Genomic DNA, 19,747 nt, shown 5'->3' on the forward strand with positions numbered 1-19,747 from the left:
GTGACCACACCCAGGGGCGAGAGGCGGCGGACTTGGCACAGTTTTTTCACCTGAGCAACTCGACCGTGCCACGTTCCCCGTCCACCCTGATCCGATCCCCGTCACGTACCCGCATGGTCGCGTTGCCGGTGCCGACCACGGCCGGGATGCCCAGCTCCCGAGCCACGATCGAGGCGTGCGACAGCGGGGCGCCCATGTCGGTCACGACGGCGGCGGCACGCGGGAACATCGGCGTCCAGCCCACGTTCGTCAGCGTCGTCACCAGGATCTCGCCGGGCTTGAGCCGATCTCCCTGCTCGGGCCCGGAGATCACGCGGGCGATGCCCTCCACCACGCCGGGCGCACCGGGGAAGCCTGTGACGGTGTCGCTCACCGGCACGGTGTGGCCGCGCGCGTCGTGGACGTCGGCCCGCCTGCCCGGGTCGGCGGCCCAGCGGACCGGGTCGAAGCGTCCGACGATGAGCGTCGGGTACGGCGGCAACGCGGCGTACTGCTCGAACGTCGCCCGCCGCACCGGCACCTCCGACAACGCCGCCGCGTTCCCGCGGAGCAGGTCCAGAAGCTCCTCCAGGTACAGGGCGAACACGTCGTCGCCGTGCCCGGTCAGCTCCCCCGCGCGCACGGTGAAGGCCCGCAGCACCCAGAACGCCCGCATGTTCTCCGAGCGCGTGTCCTCGCGATCGCGGACGACCGCGCTCCAGCGCCGCACCCGCTCCCGCATCTTGGTCTCCTTGCCCGGGTAACGCTCGGCGAAGCGCGCCCAGGCCTCCTCCCTGGCCTTCTCCTGCCGTGCGAGCAGCGCCTCTGTGTCGGCCTGCAGGTCGCGCAGGCCCGCCAGCTGGGCGTCGATCCAGCCGGGGTCCTCGCCGGGCCGAAGGATGGAGACCTCGAACTCGTGGGGACCGCGATGGCCGTACGTCCGGGCGAACTCTTCCCGGGTGATCTCGCCGCGCGCCAGCCTGGACAGCCCCATGACCGGGCCGAGGCTGGCCAGCTCGCCATCGGCGTTGACGCCGGTGAGCATGGCCTCGGCGTCGACGTCGCCCATCATCTTGCGCAGCTTGTCGCGGGTGTAGACCAGGGTGGAGCCGCCCTGCCGGCCGGCGGCCTCCAGCATGCGGCAGGAGGTGACCATGTGCGGCTGGATCTCGCGCTCGTACAGGTCGGCCAGCTCGGGGCCGGAGCCGGTGGCCGCGATCCGGGCGCGTAGGTCCTCGCACCGCTGCTGCGAGGTGGCCAGGAACGCCGGCATGCCCTTCAGGTTCTCCCGGACCCGGCGCTGGATGTTGATCGCCATGGGCACGACGCGCTTGATGATCGCCCAGCGGGAGATCTTCACCCGGGGCACGTCGAGGCCGGGCGGGAGCTTGCCGAAGACGTTCTCAATCACGCCGAGCCGACTCTTCATGCCGAGGGATTCAGCGATCGTGTAGACGATGCTGAGGTTCATGTAGAAGCGGCCGCCGATATTGCCGACCAGGTCGAAGCCGGGCAAGGAGGAGGCGGCCATGGCCTCATGGATGAACAGCCGCACGAACGACCACGTCACCGGGGTCATCACGTCGGGGATGGCCTCGCCCAGGTTGCCGGCGGTCCACAGGTAGTCGCCCTTGAGGCTGTCGTTCCACTCCTCGACCTGCGGCTTGAGACCAGTGATCGGCCGGGCTTGCACCACCGAGAACGCGCCACCGGACCTGGCCCACTCCACGTCCATCGGCATGCCGTACAGGTCCTGCACCCGGGTGCCGATCGCGGCCAGCTCCACCGCCTGCGCCGGGGTGAGCACCGGCGCGCGCCGCAGCTCGTCGGGGACGGGCCGCTCTTCGGTGCCGGTGGGCGTGCGTACGGTCATGACCGTCTTGTCGCCGGTCTGGGACCGGGTGACCACGCCGCCGGAGAGCACGATCGTGTCCGCGGTGACCTGGCCGCCGACCACCGCCTCGCCCAGCCCCCAGGAGGCGTTGACGACGGTCTCCGCCCGGTTGCCGGTGACCGGGTCGGCGGTGAACATGATGCCTGCCGCGTCCGCGTCCACCAGCTCCTGCACGACGACCGCCAGCGCCACCTCGTCGTGCGGCACGCCGTGCTGGTCGCGGTAGGCGACCGCACGCGGGTTCCAGAGCGAGGCCCAGCACCGCTTGACCGCATCGAGGAGGGCGTCGCCCCTGATGTTGAGGTAGGTGTCCTGCTGACCGGCGAACGACATCTCCGGCAGATCCTCGGCGGTGGCCGACGAACGCACCGCCACCGCCACGTCCTCGCCCAGCGCCGCGTACGCCTGCCGGATCTCGGCGGCGAGGCCTTCGGGCACGTCGTGACGGGCGAACAGCGCCGCAGTGCGCTCGGGATCAGCCGGGTCGATCTCGTCGTGGAAGGCGGACACGAACGCCCGGTATGCCTCGGTCGTGACATGGAACCCGTCGGGAACCGGCAGCCCGGCCCTCACCAGCCGGGCCAGAGACGCACCCTTCCCACCCACGGTCGCCAGATCGGCCGCGGCATCGTCCAAAGGCAGCACAGCGCTCACGTCACACGCTCCTTAGCGCCCAGGGAGTCGGCCAGCTTGTGGCGGGCGATCTCCACCATGGCTTCGATGAAATCCCGCGTCGCCCGCGCCACGGCGGCCGACGGCGGCCGGCCGGTGTCCATCGCGCGCGATATGGTGTCGGCCACCAGCTCAGCGATCCGCTCGTCCGGCAGCCGCTCCTCCTCCGGCAACATGTCCGGCAGCGCCACGAACCCGTACACGATCGAGCTGATCACCGTGGCGTGATCCCCGGGCTCCGCTCGCACGGCGCCGAGCTCGATCAGCCGCTTGAGATAGGTGTCGAAGGCGCCGCCCAGCCCCAGCGCCGTCGTGCTCTGCCGCTTGCCGCGCGTGAGCTTGCCGAGCACCTCGGAGTCGCCCATCAGCACCGCGCGGAGCAGCGGCCGGCGCAGCAACGTGCTCACGAACCGCCCGAACAGCTCGCTCACCGTGGCCGGCTCGCTCGCGCGCACGTCCTCGAGCATGCGGACCCGCTCGCGGCGCAGCAGCGCGGCGAACAGCTCGTCGCGGGTCTTCCAGTGCAGGTAGATCGTGCCCTTGGCGACACCGGCCCGCTTGGCCACGTCGTCGATCGTGGTCTTGTCGTAGCCCCAGCGCAGGATCAGCTCGGCGGCGACATCGAGGATCCGGTGCGCCCGCTCCAGTTCACCCCATCTTCTCCAGGAGGAGCTCGGCCTGCGGGGCGAAGGCCGGATCGCCGGTGCCCGCCGCCGCCTCCAGCATCCGGCGGGCGAGCGCCAGGTCGCCGCGCTCGTACCGGATCTCCCCGAGCCTGCAGGCGGCCTCGGCCACCAGGTCGGCCTGCTCGGTCAGCTCCAGCGTCAGCTCGTAGTAACGCAGGGCGCCGTCGCGGTCGCCGAGCCAGTAGCACAGCTCGCCCAGGTGCGCGGCGGCCATGCCGGACTCGCAGTCGCCGGCGTCGATCACGCGCTGGTACCAGGTGAGCGCCTCGGGGAAGTCGCGGTTCCGCTTGGCCAGCGCGCCGAGGTACATCGCGGCCAGCGCGCCGGTGTGCCCGTCGCCTGCCTCGACGGCCCGCACGTACCATTCGCGCGCCCGTTCCTCGTCCTCGTCGTGATAGCTCTGGCCGAGCGCGACCATCGCCCGCGCGGCCAGCCCGTCGTCGCCCGCGTCGAGCACCCGCAGATACGTCTCCCGCCCCTCGTCCACCATCCCGGCGCCGACCAGCGTCTGCGCGAGCGTGGCCAGCGCGATGGGCTCACCGCCGGCGGCCGCCTCCCGCAGCGTGCGCAAGGACTCGGTCGTGTCGCCCCGGTTGTCCTGCAACATGCCGAGCAGGCTTCCGAACACGCCCCTGATCGGGCTGTCGGCGTCGGCCGCCTGCCGCCGTGCGACGTCGTAGAACGCCTCGTCGTCACCCTCGCCGTCGAGCAGCTCCAGCAACCTGCCGCCGGCGACGAAGCGCACCTCGGGCTCGCCGTGCTCGCTCAGCCGCTCGAAGATCGCCCGCGCCTCGGCCCGCTCCCCCAGAGCGGCCAGCCGGTCGGCGACGTCCAGCTCGGTGAACGGCCCCCGCCCGGCCCGCTCGAAGTACGCCCGTACGGCGGCCGGGTCCGTGCACTTCCTCCCCAGCTCCCGCGCGACCTCCGCGCCCGGCTCACCCATCAGCTCCAGCACCTGACCGGCCGCGTCGTGCGCGCCGCGCTCGAATTCCTCGTGGGCGAGGGCACGCAGGTTCCCCAGTGCCTCCCCGGCGAGCTCGGCGCCGGTGGCAGCGGCGGCGGCGAACGCCTCGGCGGCCCCGAGCACATCGCCTTCGTCGTGCCGCCAGCAGCCGATCATGATGTGGCCGATGGCGGCGGTGTCCGGCTCCCCGGCCGCGGCGGCCGCCTCCGCCTCCTCGTACGCGCCTGCCTGCTCGCCCATGTCGTACAGGACCTTGGCCAGGTTCGTCCGCAGACCGGGGATGAGCGGTGGGAAACCGCTGTCGATGCCCTTGCGGTACATCTGCGCCGCGCCCGCCAGGTCGCCCAGGCCCCGGTAGGCGTCGCCCCATCCCCAGTAGCCCGTGGCCACGGTCCGCGGGTCGCCGGTGGCCACCGCCCATTCGGCCGCCTGGGCCGCGGCCTCGTGTTCCCACTCGCCTACCAGATGGGTGACCAGCAGGCGCAGGCACTCCAGGTCGCCACCCGCCGCGCCGTCCGCCAGCGCCTGCCGTACGCCTGCCGCGTCGCCGCGCTCGTCCAGCATCTCGGCGAGCGCGACGGCCGTGCCGGGCATCCCGGAACGCAGGGCCTCCACGGCGCCGGCGAGGTCGCCGCGGCGCTCGCGGACGATGGCGAGGTTGTGCCAGGCGGCGTGGGCCGTCTCCGGATGCTCGGTGGCAGGCAGGAAGCACAGCTCGGCTCGGCCTGGCTCGCCGGCCTCGGCCCAGCTCGCACCCAGCGAAAGGTACGCCTCCGCGACCGTCTGCCGATCCTCCGCCGCCGTCTCCCTTGCGGCCCCGGCGGTCTCCCGGCCGGCCAGCTCGATCACCAGGCGGTAGAGCCGTCTGGCCGTCGCCTCGTCGTCCTTGCCCCTTGCCACACGCAGCGCGTGGACCAGGCCGTCGCGCCTGTCGTCACCGGCGAGCGCGGCCAGCAGGCGGCGGGCGTGCGGCACGTCGCCGTCGTCGAGCACGAGCACCAGCTCGGCCAGCGCCGCCGAGCCCACGACCTCGGCCAGCGCCGCGATGGCCTCTTGCCGGTCCCCATCGGCGGCCAGCACCCATCCCCGCTCCTCGGCCGTGCCCGTGCCCAGGCGCACCCGGGCCACGGCCGCGGCCCAGCCGTCCTCGTCCAGTGCGGCTGCCCGCTGGTAGGCGGCGCGGGCGTACTCGGCGTCGCCCGCCTCGGCGAGCAGCCGGGCGGCGGTCACCAGCGTGCCGCCCGCGGACTCGGACCCGGCGGCCACGGCCCGCTCGAACGCCTCCTTCGCACCCGCCAGGTCACCGGTCCTGGCCAGCAACTCGCCGAGCAACCGCGCCTCACCCCCACCGTCCCCGCCCGATGGCGCGCTCGCGCCGTCCGCGCTGGACGCGTCGTCGGTGTGCGGGGTCGTCAGGACCGTCAGGGCGGCCGTCAGGTCGCCGTGGTCGCGCAGCATGCCCGCCAAGTACAGCCGGCCCTCGGCCCCGAACGCCGCCAGCAGCGCGCGGGCCTCCTCGGGCTCGCCACTCGCCACCAGCACGTCCGCCAGCCGCACCGTCGCGTCCGCCCGGCGCCGCTCGTCGCCGTCCCGCACCACCCGCCGACAGGCCTCGGCCGCCTCGCCCAGCTGCCCCAGCTCCTGCCGCACCCGCGCGAGGTCGCTCAGCGCCATCGCGGCCAATCCTTCGTTCTCGCCCTCCGCGGCCCGCGACCAGGCCTCGATCGCCCCCAGCTTGTCCCCGGCCTCGTTACGCAAGGCGCCCAGATAACAGTCCGCCTCCTGGCGGAAATCCGGATGCCCGGCGGCGGCCACCAGCGAGAGCGCCGCGTCGGCGGCGGCCGTCTCGCCGCGCCGCTGCCAGGCGTGCGCGCTCTCCATCCCGAGCATGCTCGTCAGCAGCGCGTTGCCGCCTTCCGGCACGCCCGCGAGCGCCTCCGCCGCGCCGTCGAAGTCCCGGTCGAGCAGGCGCCTGGCGAACCTCCCCATCGCCGGTGGCTCGCCCGTCGCCAGCTCGAACGCGCGGCGCGCGGCGGCGAGGTCGTCGAGCCGCGTCCAGGTCAGCCCCAGCAACCAGGCGCTGCGCCCGGCCTCGTCACCGCTCTCCCCGGCGATCCGCCGCTCGTGCAGCCGGCAGGCCGCCAGCAGGTCCCCTTGCTGCTCGAACAGCGCCGCCAGCGACCCGGCCGCCTCGCTCCGCAACCCCTGGTGCGCGCTGTCCAGCGCCATCGTGTACGCCGCCCGCGCCTCGGCAGGCTCGTCCTCCACCAGCCCGCCCAGCAGGTAGCCCACCCAGGGGGCCAGCACCGGATGCCCCTCCGCCCGGGCCCGCCGCAGCAGCGCCACCGCCTCCTCCCGGTCCGGCAGGATCTCCTTGGCCAACGCCGCCGCGTACGACAGGGCGAGCGGCTCCCCGGACTCGGCCGCGTCGTGGAGCAGCCTGGAGGTCTCCGACAGCGCGTAGCCGAACGAGGCCAGCACCTGGGCGAAGACCGCCGTGCCGACCGCGGCCACGGCCGGGTCGGCGTGGCTCATGGTCTCGTGGTAGCGGGTCAGCCCCTCCTCGCGCCCGAGCCGCTGGTGGTCGATCACCGCGCGCAGCACCGGGTGCAGGTCCTCGCCGGAGATCCGCAGCAGGTGCAGGAGGAATGCCGCGGCGAAGCCCTGCACGACGTCCTCGCCCTCGGCCACGTACGTCAGCAGCTCGTCGGCCTGCTCCCGGTCGCCCTCCCCCAGCTCCAGCTCCGCCAGCGCCATCATGGCCCGGATCGACTGCGCGGGCGCCCCGCAGTCGCAGGCCCCGCGCAGCAGCCGCCGGGCCTCGGCCAGGTCGCCGGCGCGCAGGTGGTCCAGCGCCGCGTCGATGTCCTGGACCGCCTGCTCCTCCACCGGGTCGGCGAGCGGCTGCCGCCGGTCGTCGTGGTCGAGCAGCAGCCTGGCCTTGAACGCGGCGTCGGGGTCCACGTGCCCGGCGGCCAGCCGCGCCAGCTCCATGACCTCGTCGTACGCCTGCGGATGCTGCACGAGCAGCAGGCCGAGCAGCGTCACGCAGACCGACGCCCACTCGCCCTCCCCCGCCTCCAGCACCGTCCGCAACGCGGCCAGCGCCTCGGAGACCTCGCCTGCCTCGGTGTGCATCTGGGCCAGGCATGTCTGGGCCTGCACGACGTACTCGCGCTGCCCGCTGGCGATCACCCGGCGGAAGATCGCCTTCGTCTCGTCCTCGTCGCCGAGCTGGGCGGTGACCTTGGCCAGCTCGATCAGCGACGGCAGCCGGACGTCGGGGCGGGGGTCCTCGGCGGCCACGCGGTAGGCGGCCGCCGACTCGGTGTATTCGCCCAGGTCCACCAGCACCGCGCCGAGCAGCTTGTGCGCCGTCGCCAGGTGGTCGGGGTGGCCGACGGCGATGGCGTGCTCGCATACCGCGCGAGCGGCGTCGAAATCCCCCTCCTCGGCGTACACCCGGTAGAGCTGGAACGCCGAGAGCGACACGACGTGGGGGTCGCCGCAGGTCAGCAACACCCGGTAGTCGTCCTCGTCCTCGGCCTGCTCGTAGAGCTCGCGGGCCGAGGCCGGGTCCTGGTGGAACTCCGGCAGCTCCAGCCGCGCGGCCAGCTCGGCCACGGCGGGACTGTCGCACCGGCGGGCCCGCTCCAGCGCCTGCTGCGCACCCCGCGCGTCGCCCAGCTGCGTGCACACCAGCACCATCGCCGTCTCGGCAAGGGCGGCCACCTCGAAGTCGGCGCCGTCCGAGGCGATCGTCAGCACCCGGTGCGCGGCCGGCCACTCCTTCGCCGTGACCAGCATCATGCCCATGGCCATGGCCGAGCGCTGGCCGAACACCGGGTCGCCCGACTGGATCACCGACCGGTGCGCCGCCTCGGCGCCCTCCAGATCACCCTGCTCCTGCAGCAGACCGGCCAGCAGATGGGACGCCTCCGGATCGCCCGTGGCCGCGATCTGCCTGAACAGCGCGGCGGCCCGGTCGAGCTCCCCCGCCTTCCAGCACGTCATGGCCGCGTCGAGCTCTTCTGACGCCATTCTCCACCCCAATGTCAGCCAATGATGTGAAAAAGCTACAGATGCGCCGCGTCGGTCACAGGACATTCCGAGATCTCCGGTCCTCGCCCTGCGGAACGCCGGAGCGCCGTAGCGTAGATCCCATGGCCAAGGCGTTCTGGATCGACCAAGAGTTCGACAGGGACCGTGACGGGCGCTATGCCGTGCACGTGCGTAAGAACCTGGAGAAGTTCGAGTGGGGCGACATCGCACCCGTCCGGTTCGCCTGTGCGGCATGGCGGCTGGCCACGCCGCCGTCCCTCACACCCGGGTACGTACGGTGGGACCGCCGCGTCCTGGAGGCCACCTGCCACCGCAACACCTGGGACGGGACGCTCTACGCGCGCGTCAGGCTGGTCTCCCCGCTGCCCGAGGAGCTGACCCGCTCGCGGGCCTGGTGGCGCGATCGCGGCTGGCTGGGCTGGCAGGAGACCTTCGGCCAATATGTCGATCCGTCGCAGCAGGACCTCGCCAGGATCCCGTTCCTGCGGGCGTCGCTGCTGGTCGAGGCGCCCGTGCCGCTCGAGGACCTGCCGCCGGAGCCGGAGGGCCCGCACGACGAGGTCGAACAGCGTGCCCACCGCGCGGTGACGGTGCTGGCCCGCGAGCTGAACGCGTTGGTGTCCCCCGTCCTCGATCAGCTCGGCGGCTGACCGGCCAGCATGTTTGATTAACGGCGGGGTAGCAGGCGCCCCATGAGGATCCTGCTCATCGTGCTGGCGGTGGCCCTGGCCGGCTGCTCCGTCGACACGGCCTCCCCCACGCGGGTGGCGGAGCGGTTCCACGCCCTGATCACCGCGGGCCAGGACGAGGCCGCGTGCGGGATGCTCGCCCGCAAGACCGCCGACAAGCTGCCCCGTCGCGGCCAGTCGTGCGCCGACGCGCTGCGTGAGCTCAGGCTGGGCCCCGGCGGCGTGGTCGTCTCGGTGAGCGTGTGGGGGGACGAGGCCCAGGTGCGACTGGCCGGTGACACGATCTTCCTGCACCGCTACAGCGACGGGTGGCGGGTCAGGGCCGCGGGCTGCGAGCCGGTGCCCGACCTTCCCTACGACTGCGAGGTGGACGACTGATGCGCGTGATGTTCGCCCTCACCACGCTCGTGATCGTGGTGGGTCTCACGCTGTTCTTCTACGTGGGGTGGTCGAGGCTGTGAGGTGGGTCAAGGAGAACTCGCTCGCTCTGGCCTTCCTCATCATGTTCCTTCTGGCGGTCGCCGGCCAGGCGGTGGCCGGGACGCTGGAGTTCAACGACCAGCAGCGGGCCGAGGGGGCCCCGCCGGTCTCGGTGCTCCAGTACGTGGCGTCCTCGGCGTTCGCGGTGAACGTGGCCGAGAACTGGCAGTCGGAGTACCTGCAGTTCTTCCTGTTCGTCATGCTCACTGTGTGGCTGGTGCAGAAGGGGTCGCCCGAGTCCAAGAAGGTGGACGCGATGGGCACGGAGTCCGACCATCAGCAGCAGATCGGGGCGCACGCCACTCCCCAGTCCCCCTCCTGGGCCAAGGCCAAGGGGTGGCGGTTGTGGTTGTACAGCAACTCGCTCGGGCTGGTGATGGGGCTGCTCTTCCTGTTGTCGTGGCTGGCGCAGTCGGTGGCAGGGCAGGCCGCGTACAACGCCGAGCGGCTCGGCGACCTGCGGGATCCGGTCACGTGGGGCTCATACGTCACCTCGCCGGAGTTCTGGGACCGGAGTCTGCAGAACTGGCAGTCGGAGCTGCTGGCCGTGTTGTCGATGGTGGTGTTGTCGATCTATCTGCGCCAGCGCGGGTCGCCCGAGTCGAAGCCGGTCGGTGCGTCTCACCTGGCCACGGGGGTCGAGGGCTGACCGGTGACGACGGCGACGACGCGGGTGCCGGGGGCGAACGCGCCCTGGCGGGCGAGGTCGAGGATCCCGTAGAGCATCTTGGCGACATAGACGCCTTCGACTCGATATTTCTCGATAAATCCGTCCAAAGCCGGTGTTGTCTTGGCGTATCCGCCGAAGTGGTAGTCCAGGTTGAGCGACCAGTTCGACCACGTGCGCCCGTACGCCTCCCGCTGCAGCCTGGCCACCTCGCCGGCGAGGAACCCCGCCCCCTTGAGCACCGCGAACCCGATCGCCCGCTTGCCCTCCGGCAGTCCCGCCGAGATCCCGGCCAGCGTCCCGCCGGTGCCGACCGGACAGCAGACGACGTCGTACGGCACGGCGATCTCCCCGGGCAGCTCGGCGCACCCGCGCACGGCGGCGGCGTTGCTGCCGCCCTCGGGCAGGATCGCCACGTCCTCGCCCCACCGCGCGCGCAGTCGCGCCTGCACCTCTTCGGTGTGCTTGAGCCGATAGGAGGCCCGGTCGAGATAGGTGAGCGTCATCCCGCAGGCCTCGGCGTAGGCCAGGGACGGGTTGAGCGGGAGATGCTCCTCGCCCCGGATGACGCCGATCGTCTCGATCCCGTGCCGGCGCCCGGCCTCCGCGACGGCCCTGACGTGATTGGAGTAGGCGCCGCCGAAGGTCAGCAGCCGGCGATGGCCCAGGTTGTGCTTGAGTTTGCGCGGCTTGTTGTCGTCGTGCATCAGGAACACCCGGACCTGACCGAGCCCTGGATCCAGGAGCTCCTCCATGGCGCTAGTCTACGGTCGGGTCTTTGTTGAGGAGTGTTCGATTATGCGCGTTGCTGAAGCTTTCCGTGCCGCCTACGGCGCGTCCCCCCAGACCGTCTGGCACGCGCCCGGCCGCGTCAACCTGATCGGCGAGCACACCGACTACAACGACGGCTTCGTGCTGCCGTTCGCGGTGCCGTGGGGCGTGACGGCCGCGGTCACCCCGCGCACGGACAAGACCATCCGCCTGCTCTCCCTCCAGTCCTCAGGCGAGCCCGTCACGATCACGAGCCACGAGGAGTCCACGGGCTGGACCCGCTATGTCGTCGGCGTCCTGGCCATGCTGGGCGACCGCGTGGCGGGCGCCGACATCGCGATCGACGGCGACATCCCGTCGGGCGCGGGCCTGAGCTCCAGCGCCGCACTCGAGGTCTCCGTCGCCTCCGCGCTCAATGAGCTGCACGACCTGGGCATGACGCCCATGGAGATCGCCCTGCTCAGCCAGAAGGCCGAGAACGGCTTCGTCGGCGTGCCCTCCGGCATCATGGACCAGGCCGCCTCCGCCCTGTCTGAGGAGGGGCACGCCCTGTTCCTCGACTGCCGTTCGCTCGGCTCCCGCAACATCCCGCTCGACCTGGCCTCCCACGGGCTGAGCATTCTCATCATCGACACCCAGGTCCACCACGAGCACTCGGGCGGCGAATACGCCAAGCGCCGCGCGGAATGCGAGTCCGCTGCCCGCAAGCTCGGCGTCCCGGCCCTGCGTGACGTGACCGATCTGGCGGCGGCCCTGGAGCTGCTGCAGGGCGACGAGCGCAAGCGCACCCAGCACGTCGTGACCGAGAACCACCGCGTGGAGGCCCTCATCGGCCTGCTGCGGGCCGGCGCCATCACCGAGATCGGCGCGCTGCTGAACGCCTCGCACCTGTCGCTCAGGGACCAGTACGAGGTGTCGTCGCCCGAACTGGACGTGGCGGTGGAGGCCGCCGTCAAGGGCGGCGCCCGGGGCGCCAGGATGACCGGCGGCGGCTTCGGCGGCTCGGCCATCGCCCTGGTGTCCGACGACCGCTTGGAGGTCGTCCAGCAGTCGGTCGTGGGCGCCTATGCCGAGCACGGCTTCCAGCCTCCCCGCTTCCTCCCCGCCACCCCGGCCCCCGGCGCCCACCGCCTGGCGTAAGAGCATCCAGCTCCGTAAAACAGTCGATTCCGACGGCCGACCTCGTCATGATGGCGGCCATGACAAAGCGCAGGCATCGGCCGGCGTCCCGCCGGGAGATCATGGCCGAGTTGCATGGCTCGCTGGACCGTCGCTACCGCCCCGAAGACGTCGCCGACCTGGTGATGCAGGCGCTGGAGGGGCAGCTGACCCGGCGCGAGCGCGTCGTGCTGGAGCGCGCGGCCAAGCACTCATCGCGGGGCGCGGCGTCGTTCTCGTCGATGTCGACCGACTATGCCCGCCCGGTGGGCGGGACACGGCAGGTGGCGGCGGCCAGCCGGCTGTTCGAGCGGTCGGTGGAGGTGGACCCGGACGATCCGGAGTCGTTGCTGGAGTTCGCGGCGAGGATGGGCCGCTCGATCCGGTGGACGCCCGGCCACAGTGACTTTCTGGCCGACCGGCTCAACCGGCAGGCCCGCGACGCGGCCGGGATGGAGCTGTCCAAGCGGCAGTACAACCGGCGGTTCCGGATGCTGCGCAGGCTCTCGGCCAAGGCTGGGACGCTTGCTGCCGAGCAGGGAAAGCGGCGCCTGCTCATGGTGGGGGTCACTGGATTCGCGGCCGAGGTGCCGTTCGAGCGGTTCGCCGCGGATGCCGACGCCGCCTGCTTCGTGGCCTACTACACCGCGCGCCGCAAGCTGCGCAGGGAGTTCAGCCTCGCCGGGCGGGACAACCCGTTCGACGAGATCGCTTCGCTCCTGCTGGATCGGTGCACGAGCCGCTCCGACTGGTGGATGATCGCCCAGGTGCGTACCAGCCCGGACGTCCTGGAGCACCTGAACGAGGAAGAGCGAGGCCTCCTGCTCGGCCGCTGGTCGTCGGTGATGCGGCACAGCGCGGCGATGCTCCGCGAGCGCTGGTGGCCGGACACCGACCGCGAAACGATGATCGTGCGGCGCGGCCACGACTCCACCACCTGGAACAACCTGGCCGTCGCCTACAACGCGGCCCGGGCGGGCTGGCTGGCCTGCCTGGCCGCGCTGAACGCCCTGGAACTCCTGGACGCGGCCTGCCCCGGCAAGGTGATGCGGCTCATGGCCGCCGACCTGGCGGCCTGGCATCGTGCCGACGGCGGCGACGTCGATCCCAACACGAAGGTGTGGGCGGGTCTGCCGCCGCCCTGGGAGGTACTCGACGGCGACGTACCCTGCACGCGCGCCGACGTCGAGGCGGCCTGCCGGCGCGCCGGCCTCGATCCGGTCTCCTCTGGCTGGACGGCGCCCGCGCCTGCACGGGCGACCGCGGTGTTCCGGCCCACGCCGGAGCTGGTCCACGGCGTCACCATCGCCGACCCGGTGTGGGCGGCGCTGCTGCGCCGCGCCGGGGTATTCAGCGGCCAGCACGTCAAGGAGGAATTGGCCGCCGACGCCCGGCACGGGCTGCGGTCCGGCGTCGTGCTCAGCGATCTGCCCGTGAAAGAGCACCCGTCGTAAAGGGGTGGCGCGTGTTCGCGGGAACCGAGCACACTAGGGCTGCCACGCCGTAGTTCAGTGGTAGAACGCCTGGCTCTTCATCCAGGTGGACGCCGGTTCGAGCCCGGTCGGCGATGGCGAGGCCTCGTTGTAGCTCAGTGGTAGAGCGCCCGGCTCGGGACCGGGTGGACGCCGGTTCGAGCCCGGCCGACGAGGCCGCCCCTTCGCCGCGGGTCTACAGCGGGGGAAAGTTCGGCGGGCGGCGTTCCAGGAAGCCGGCGACGCCTTCGGCGAAGTCGGGGCGGCCGAAGGAGGCCATCATCTCCTGGACGGCCACCTTGGCGGACTCCTCGAGCGTGACGTCCCAATCCCGCCACACCTGCCGCTTGATCACCGCCATCGACGCCGGCGAGCTGTGCACGGCCAGCTCCCGCGCATATGCCTGGGCCTCCGCCACCACCCCGTCCCCCGGGACCACCCGGTTGACCAGCCCCAGCTCGTACGCCTCCCGCCCGGTGAACACGCGCCCCGACAACAGCACGTCCATGGCCCGCTGCTGCCCCATGATCCGGGGCAGCACCCATGACAGCCCGTACTCGGCGATCAGGCCGCGCCGCGGGAAGGCGGTGGTCCACTTGGCGGACTCGGCCGTGAAGACCAGGTCACAGACCAGGGCATGCACCATGCCGAGCCCCGCGCAGGCCCCGTTGACCGCCGCGATGATCGGCTTGCCGATGGTCGTGGGGAAGCTGGTGGGCCGCGGATCGGGGGTCTCGTCGTAGGAGCCGGTCTGGATGGCGTTCAGGGTCTTGAAGTCGGCCCCGGAGCAGAACCCCCTGCCCGCACCCGTGACCACCACGGCCCGCACCCCGGGGTCTTTCTCCGCCTCCGCCAGCAGGTCGAAGTAGCGCCGCCCCATCGCGTCCGTCCAGGCGTTGAGCGTGTCGGGACGGTTGAAGGTCAGCGTGAGCACGCCCTGGTCGACAGCTGAAAGCACGAGTTCCGCCATGCTCCAACCGAACCATGTTCTAGCCCGCGACGGCAAGTACCGTGTCCCCATGGACCGAGACCTCGCCTGGGACGGCTGCCACAACGTCCGGGACCTGGGCGGCCTGCCGGCCGCCGGAGAGCGGCGTACCCGCTGGGGAGCCGTGGTGCGCTCCGACACGCCCGACCGGCTGACCGAGGCGGGCTGGGCGGCGGCAGCGGCTCACGGCGTACGGACCATCGTGGACCTCCGCACGCCGGGCGAGCACCGGGCAGCGGGCCAGGGCCATCGCCCGCGGTGGATGACCGTGATCGACGTGCCGCTGCACGAGCCCGGCGAGCCCCACCAGCACGGCGGCACGCCGCTCTATCTCCGCGCCTTCCTGGAGCGTCACCCGGATCGATGCGCCCGCGTGCTGCAGGCGATCGCGCAGGCGCCGCCCGGCGGGGTGCTCGTGCACTGCGTGGCAGGACGCGACCGCACCGGCCTGATCGCGTTGTTGCTGCTCACGCTGGCCGGGGTCGGCGCGCCGGACATCCTGGCCGACTACGAGCGGTCGACGGCCCGCCTGCGCCCGCTCTACGCGGCGCTCGGCCAGCCCGACGACGACCTGCGGGTGCAGGCATACCTGGCCAGGACGGGCACCACCGCGCGCGAGGCTGTGCTGGCGGCGCTCGACGGCCTCCACAGTCTGGACGCCTACGTGAGCGCCGCCGACCTGGCCGCCCTGCGCGAGCGGCTCACCGCGAGCACGCCGCGCGCGGGCGGCTAACGGTGATGGGCGAAGGCCGGGGTGAGGACGCTGGTGTCGTAGTAGCGGTGGAAAACGGGCGTGGCGCTGCCCGACAGCGGCGGCACGATCCACGACCAGTCGGCCGGGCAGACGCGCCCCGCCTTCTCCTCCTTCGCCAGATGGGTGAGGAAGCGCCGCGACTCGGTGTGGTGGTCGGTCATCGTCACCCCGGCCTGCTCGAACGAGTGCAACACCGCCACGTTCAGCTCCACCAGCGCGTGGTCGCGCCACAGCGAGCGCTCGGTGGAGGTGTCCAGGCCGAGCCGCTCGGCCACCACCGCGAGCTGGTCGTACCTGTCGGTGTCGGCGAGGTTGCGCGCGCCGATCTCGGTCCCCATGTACCAGCCGTTGAACGGCGCACAGGGGTAGCAGATGCCGCCGATCTCCAGGCACATGTCCGAGATGGCCGGTACGGCGTGCCAGCGCAGCCCCAGGTCGGCGAACCAGGGGTACTCGGGATGCATCAGCGGCACCTCCAGGACGGCGTCACCGGGCAGGTTGCACAGGAGCGGATCCCCGAACGCCGCCTGGATGATCACCGGCAGCACGTCGAACCGGCCGCCGGTGCCGCCGCGCCACCCCAGCGCCTTGGCCGTGTCGGTGAGCTCGGCGTTCTTGGGGTCGCCAACAACCTGGCCGCCACGAACCCGATGCCCGGCGTAGCGGACGAGCTGGTCGTTCAGTATGCGGGGCCCCGGCAGGGCGGGGGTGTCGGGCTGCAGGACGGTGACCGTGGGCCTGATCTTGCCGTCGCCGGTGGCCTCGCGCAGGTGGTCGACGCACTCGAGGGCCACGCCCTCGGCGGTGCTCACCTGCCTGCGGTCGCGTACCCGCAGCGAGCGCCAGTAGAGCCGGCCGATGCATCGGCTGCTGTTGCGCCAGGCCACCCGGGCGCCGAACTCGAGCTCCTCGAACGTGTGCGTGTAAGTCCCGGTACGGGCGACGTCCCTGGTGACGTCGCGCAGCCGGGCGTACAGGCCGCCCACGGAGGGGTTCTCGGCGTGGTAGAGCCTGATGAAGCGCTCCGCCTCGCGCAGGTCGGTGGTTCGCTCCAGCCATGACCGCATGGCGGGCGCGTCGAAGGGACGCAGGGACGTGATCCAGGTACGCACGCGGCAACCAGCACTTCTCCATCAGCGGATCGCCCCGCCGGTTCCGGGTTCGGCGGCACGTCCTTGGCGGGGGCGCCCTTTCCTCGCCTCCGTCTCGACCTTCCCGCGGCTCCGGCCCAGGGGACCGGCGCCTCCATCCTTTCCCGCCCCACCCGCCTTTGTCCCGCCAAATGAAAAATCATGTGCTCGTGGTATCACAAAGCGTGAAAAGGCAGCGTGCCCCCGGAGGCACCGGGGGCACGACGCTCTACTGCGCCACGAAGTCGTCCCACACGCAGGTGAGGTGGAGGACGCGGCGCTCGTGCCAGCGCTTGCCGACGACCTTACGCGGCAGTTCCCTGGCGGGTACGGCGATCGACACCCGGTCGGCGGGAATCAGCGTGACGCCGTCCGCGGCGGTTTCCCAGGTGTGCTCCGGTTCGATGACCTTCTCATCGATGAGCTCGGCGACCTTGGCCCTGGAGAATGTCACAGCCTTGCCGCGGCCGCTGATCCAGCACGTCAGCTTGCCGCTGACGAAGACCGGCTCGGCCGGCTCGGCGTGCACCTGGACCGAGCCTTCGTGGCCCGGCTTGGGGTGCACTCTGATCGGCTCGTGGTCGGCCAGCGCGGTCCCGGCCATGCCGGCCAGTCCCAGCACGACCGCCGTCCCGACGATCGCGAGGCGCCGCTTCAACATGGGATCTCCCTCCCCGAGGTGATTCGGACTCCTGGAGGGTCGTACGCGGCGCCTGAAGCGGGGCTTAAGACACCCGAAGTGATCTTCAGCGATCTATGATCCCTGTAAACGCGTCAAGGTGATCCCACAAAGCAACAAGGCCTCTCCCGAATGGGAAGAGGCCTTGATGAGTGGCTCCCGCGATAGGACTCGAACCTATAACCTGCCGGTTAACAGCCGGCTGCTCTGCCGTTGAGCTACGCGGGATCGACACCGTCTCTGCGCTGATCACCAGGGCCTTCGGCCCTTGCGTCGTGCGCAGGAATAGATTAGCGCACTCCGGGAGTGCGTGTCGCATCGTGAGCGGGGTAGGCCCGGAGACAGCGGAGGTGCGAAATGCGATATCGGATGACATTCGCTGCGGGCCTGGCGATCGGCTACGTGCTGGGCAGCCGGGCCGGACGCGAACGGTACGAACAGATCAAGCGGGCGGCGCAGCGGATCGCCGACAACCCCCGGGTTCAGGAGGCCGCGGGCGTGGTCGGCGCGCAGGCATCGAAGTACGCGGGAATGGCGAGGTCCAGGATGGGCGACACGCTGCAGCAGCGGATCCCGTTCCTGAGCCGTGAGGCCCACAAGCACGATGGCGGCACCGGCTGGCCGGAGGAGGAGGCCCAGGGCGAGGGCGTGGAGAAGAAGGCCCGCGAGAGCGGGATCCCGTACTGACCGAGCGCAGGGGTGTGCGCGAGGTCACACGCCCATGCTGCGGCGCACTCCCTCCAGAGCCTGCTCGGCCTGTGCGCGCAGGCCGGGATCCTCGGGGTCGAGGCCCTCGTCGAAGACGAGGGTCCAGCCCAGCACCTCGCCGCCGGGCCGGCGCCTGGCCACCAGCCGCACGCCGCCCCGGCCGGGCAGCTTGACGTGCTTGTTCACCACGATCGTGGCGTTGACGCGCTCCCGGACGGTCTCGGGCAGCATGCGCGGCTCGTCGATGCGCTCGGCGTAGGACCCGCCGTCCATGGTCGTGACGATCAGCCCCTCCTCGCTCCACGATGCCTTGTCGATCGTCTCGTAGGGCACCCGCGTCCCGTCGGGCAGGTAGAGCGCGAGGTTCGTGGCGACGAGGAAGCCGCCGGCCTGACCGGGCGCGAACGTCAGCACCCGCTCCCCCGGCTCGGTGGTCAACGATTTGCGCACGTCGGCGGGCAGACGGCGGAAGATGCTCATTCCTCAACGGTATCGGCGAGCAGGTCGAGGGTGAGCGCCGCGCTCCAGGAGAAGTCCCGGCAGCCCCGGCCGCTGCCGTCGAAGGGGTCGAAGCACTCCCGGAAACCGGCCTGCCTGACCAGGCGCAGCGTGCCGTTGGTGAGCTGCTGGGCGAGATGGTCGAGCGAGTGCACGGCCGCGGCCCGGCGCAGCAGCCAGTTGGTGTTCACCCACGAGGGCCCGCGCCAGTAGCGGGTGCGGTCGAACTGGGTGGCGCGGATCTCGCAACTGGGCACCGGGTAGCCGGTGGCGCCCATGAACCTGGCCGACTCGAGCATCTCGACGGCGGCCTGCAGGTGCTCGCTGGGCAGCCAGGGGTCGAGCAGCGGCCCGAACCCGCCCACTGTGGACACTCTGATCAGCCGGTCGGCCCGCAGGTCCCTGGCGTAGAAGCAGCCGTCCCACAGGCGCTCGAGCATGGCCTGCCTGATGCGCGCGGCCTGCTCGACGTGGGGTGCGGGATCGGCGTGCGCGAGCGGAGCCAGCTCCGCCATGGCCTGGCAGGAGGCCAGCCAGATCCCGTTGAACATCGGGTCCTCGACCGCGAAGGGGTGCTCGTCACGCAGGTAGCCGGGGCTGTATCCGGCGTCGCGGTAGCGCATGGCGAGCCAGACGTAGCGGTCGTGGTCGCTGTCGGGGTGGCGCTCCTCGAGCTCCACGTGGCGGTAGCCGTACCTGATGACGGGCAGCGCGGCCAGCGGCTCGTCCCAGGCGGGGCTGTCGTCCATGCCCGACTCCCACGGGTGCACGATCGCGGCGAGCCCCGCGCCGCCGAGGTCGCGGGCCGAGGCGAGGTAGTCGTGCTGGGCGACCAGCGCCGGGTACGCCTTCCTGACGAACGCCTCGTCGCCGGTGTGCTGGTAGAGCCACCACAACGCCAGCCCGTGCAGTGGCGGCGCGGTCAGTCCCGAGGTGAGCACGTGCGGCGCGGCCTCGTGCTCCTGGGAGCGCCATACGGAGGGCCCGGGGAAGTACGCCTCGCGCGTGTGGAAGACGATGTGCGGCACCATCCCCGTCGCCCACTGGCCGCGCAGCAGGCTGAGGAGCTCGTCGCGGGCCCGGTCCGGCCGGTGCCTGGCCAGGCCGATGACGACGAAGGCGGAGTCCCAGCTCCATTGGTGCGGATAGAGGCCTGGCGCGGGCACGGTGCCAGTGCCCGTCCAGTTCGCCTCGAGCACGGCCATGGCCTCGCGCCCGAGCGCGGCATCGTCAACCGCCGGCCGCGCTTCCATCACCCAACTATGACTGGGGATCCCTCAGGAAGCTATGTCCCCTGCCCCGACTTCCTTTGGACCCACTTCGACACGAACATGACGCCGAGAGCGACGGCCCCGATGATGAGGCCCCACTTGAGGAGCGTGAGCGCGAACCCCACGAGCGGGCCGAGGAGTACGAGCGCGGCGACGACCGCTGCGATGATCAGAAATATGCGTCCCATGTCCGTAACGCTAAGAGATCCTTTAAGCGGATTGCAG

Annotated in this window: 17 protein-coding genes and 3 tRNA genes; 9 read left to right on the forward strand and 11 right to left on the reverse strand. The window is 71.7% G+C overall.

Going from position 1 to position 19,747, the window contains the following annotated elements; translation table 11 throughout:
• Nucleotides 1-46 precede the first annotated feature (46 nt).
• From ACTWQA_RS00510 to ACTWQA_RS00520, 3 genes are read right to left on the reverse strand one after another with little or no spacing between them, the layout of a single operon-like run.
• On the reverse strand, nucleotides 47-2,527 hold the full coding sequence (locus ACTWQA_RS00510) for a PEP/pyruvate-binding domain-containing protein (protein ID WP_443157329.1): 2,481 nt from the start codon (nucleotides 2,525-2,527) through the stop codon (nucleotides 47-49).
• Nucleotides 2,524-3,243 carry a TetR/AcrR family transcriptional regulator gene (locus tag ACTWQA_RS00515; RefSeq protein ID WP_443157639.1) on the reverse strand — a complete coding sequence of 240 codons (720 nt, stop codon included), beginning with the start codon at nucleotides 3,241-3,243 and terminating at the stop codon, nucleotides 2,524-2,526. The genes ACTWQA_RS00510 and ACTWQA_RS00515 overlap by 4 nt, the downstream gene beginning before the upstream one ends.
• Entirely contained in the window at nucleotides 3,194-8,236 is a 5,043-nt protein-coding gene (locus ACTWQA_RS00520; RefSeq protein ID WP_443157330.1) for a hypothetical protein, read from the reverse strand. The genes ACTWQA_RS00515 and ACTWQA_RS00520 overlap by 50 nt, the downstream gene beginning before the upstream one ends.
• A gap of 122 nt (nucleotides 8,237-8,358) precedes the next feature.
• Between ACTWQA_RS00520 and ACTWQA_RS00525 the strand changes: the two genes are divergently transcribed.
• From ACTWQA_RS00525 to ACTWQA_RS00535, 3 genes are all read left to right on the forward strand, one after another.
• Nucleotides 8,359-8,907 (forward strand): hypothetical protein, encoded by a 549-nt coding sequence (locus ACTWQA_RS00525; RefSeq protein ID WP_305920793.1) that lies wholly within the window; start codon nucleotides 8,359-8,361, stop codon nucleotides 8,905-8,907.
• Between the two features lie 42 nt (nucleotides 8,908-8,949).
• Nucleotides 8,950-9,324, forward strand: a complete 375-nt coding sequence (locus tag ACTWQA_RS00530; RefSeq protein WP_443157331.1) for a hypothetical protein — start codon at nucleotides 8,950-8,952, stop codon at nucleotides 9,322-9,324.
• 67 nt (nucleotides 9,325-9,391) lie between these two features.
• Nucleotides 9,392-10,075, forward strand: a complete 684-nt coding sequence (locus ACTWQA_RS00535) for a DUF6766 family protein (RefSeq protein WP_443157332.1) — start codon at nucleotides 9,392-9,394, stop codon at nucleotides 10,073-10,075.
• Here ACTWQA_RS00535 and ACTWQA_RS00540 read toward each other — a convergent pair.
• A complete protein-coding gene (locus ACTWQA_RS00540) occupies nucleotides 10,048-10,848 on the reverse strand; it encodes a 1-aminocyclopropane-1-carboxylate deaminase/D-cysteine desulfhydrase (RefSeq protein WP_443157333.1) in 801 nt (266 codons plus the stop codon). The two genes, ACTWQA_RS00535 and ACTWQA_RS00540, sit on opposite strands and share 28 nt — an antisense overlap.
• Before the next feature lie 43 nt (nucleotides 10,849-10,891).
• On the opposite strand from ACTWQA_RS00540, the gene galK reads away from it, so the two are divergent.
• The 4 genes from galK (at nucleotide 10,892) to ACTWQA_RS00560 (ending at nucleotide 13,671) form a co-directional block, all read left to right on the forward strand.
• A complete protein-coding gene (gene galK / locus ACTWQA_RS00545; RefSeq protein ID WP_443157334.1) occupies nucleotides 10,892-12,004 on the forward strand; it encodes a galactokinase in 1,113 nt (370 codons plus the stop codon).
• Nucleotides 12,005-12,063: 59 nt separating this feature from the next.
• A complete protein-coding gene (locus tag ACTWQA_RS00550) occupies nucleotides 12,064-13,476 on the forward strand; it encodes a hypothetical protein (RefSeq protein ID WP_443157335.1) in 1,413 nt (470 codons plus the stop codon).
• Nucleotides 13,477-13,519: 43 nt separating this feature from the next.
• Nucleotides 13,520-13,593: transfer RNA gene (locus ACTWQA_RS00555), tRNA-Lys, on the forward strand.
• A 6-nt stretch (nucleotides 13,594-13,599) separates the two neighbouring features.
• Nucleotides 13,600-13,671: transfer RNA gene (locus ACTWQA_RS00560), tRNA-Pro, on the forward strand.
• A 19-nt stretch (nucleotides 13,672-13,690) separates the two neighbouring features.
• On the opposite strand, the gene ACTWQA_RS00565 is transcribed toward ACTWQA_RS00560, so the two are convergent.
• Nucleotides 13,691-14,464, reverse strand: coding sequence for an enoyl-CoA hydratase-related protein (locus tag ACTWQA_RS00565; RefSeq protein WP_443157336.1), 774 nt, complete (start codon nucleotides 14,462-14,464; stop codon nucleotides 13,691-13,693).
• A gap of 49 nt (nucleotides 14,465-14,513) precedes the next feature.
• Between ACTWQA_RS00565 and ACTWQA_RS00570 the strand changes: the two genes are divergently transcribed.
• Nucleotides 14,514-15,215: a tyrosine-protein phosphatase gene (locus ACTWQA_RS00570; protein WP_443157337.1), complete on the forward strand. Its 702-nt coding sequence runs from the start codon at nucleotides 14,514-14,516 to the stop codon at nucleotides 15,213-15,215.
• Here the strand turns inward: ACTWQA_RS00570 and ACTWQA_RS00575 are convergent.
• The 3 genes from ACTWQA_RS00575 to ACTWQA_RS00585 form a co-directional block, all read right to left on the reverse strand.
• On the reverse strand, nucleotides 15,212-16,348 hold the full coding sequence (locus tag ACTWQA_RS00575; RefSeq protein ID WP_443157338.1) for a nitric oxide synthase oxygenase: 1,137 nt from the start codon (nucleotides 16,346-16,348) through the stop codon (nucleotides 15,212-15,214). The genes ACTWQA_RS00570 and ACTWQA_RS00575 overlap by 4 nt on opposite strands.
• A gap of 247 nt (nucleotides 16,349-16,595) precedes the next feature.
• Nucleotides 16,596-17,027, reverse strand: coding sequence for a hypothetical protein (locus ACTWQA_RS00580; protein WP_443157339.1), 432 nt, complete (start codon nucleotides 17,025-17,027; stop codon nucleotides 16,596-16,598).
• Between the two features lie 171 nt (nucleotides 17,028-17,198).
• Nucleotides 17,199-17,273 (reverse strand) — tRNA-Asn (locus tag ACTWQA_RS00585).
• A gap of 141 nt (nucleotides 17,274-17,414) precedes the next feature.
• On the opposite strand from ACTWQA_RS00585, the gene ACTWQA_RS00590 reads away from it, so the two are divergent.
• Nucleotides 17,415-17,732, forward strand: a complete 318-nt coding sequence (locus ACTWQA_RS00590) for a YtxH domain-containing protein (RefSeq protein ID WP_443157340.1) — start codon at nucleotides 17,415-17,417, stop codon at nucleotides 17,730-17,732.
• Between the two features lie 24 nt (nucleotides 17,733-17,756).
• Here the strand turns inward: ACTWQA_RS00590 and ACTWQA_RS00595 are convergent, their stop codons facing one another.
• From ACTWQA_RS00595 to ACTWQA_RS00605, 3 genes are read right to left on the reverse strand one after another with little or no spacing between them, the layout of a single operon-like run.
• Complete coding sequence (locus ACTWQA_RS00595) at nucleotides 17,757-18,233, reverse strand: hypothetical protein (RefSeq protein WP_443157341.1); 477 nt, start codon at nucleotides 18,231-18,233, stop codon at nucleotides 17,757-17,759.
• Nucleotides 18,230-19,504, reverse strand: coding sequence for an amylo-alpha-1,6-glucosidase (locus ACTWQA_RS00600; protein WP_443157342.1), 1,275 nt, complete (start codon nucleotides 19,502-19,504; stop codon nucleotides 18,230-18,232). Before ACTWQA_RS00600 ends, ACTWQA_RS00595 begins: the two co-directional genes overlap by 4 nt.
• Before the next feature lie 32 nt (nucleotides 19,505-19,536).
• Nucleotides 19,537-19,710, reverse strand: a complete 174-nt coding sequence (locus tag ACTWQA_RS00605; protein ID WP_305920807.1) for a hypothetical protein — start codon at nucleotides 19,708-19,710, stop codon at nucleotides 19,537-19,539.
• Between the last annotated feature and the right edge of the window lie 37 nt (nucleotides 19,711-19,747).

It is taken from the genome of Nonomuraea sp. 10N515B (assembly GCF_052245915.1).
Classification (GTDB): Bacteria; Actinomycetota; Actinomycetes; order Streptosporangiales; family Streptosporangiaceae; genus Nonomuraea.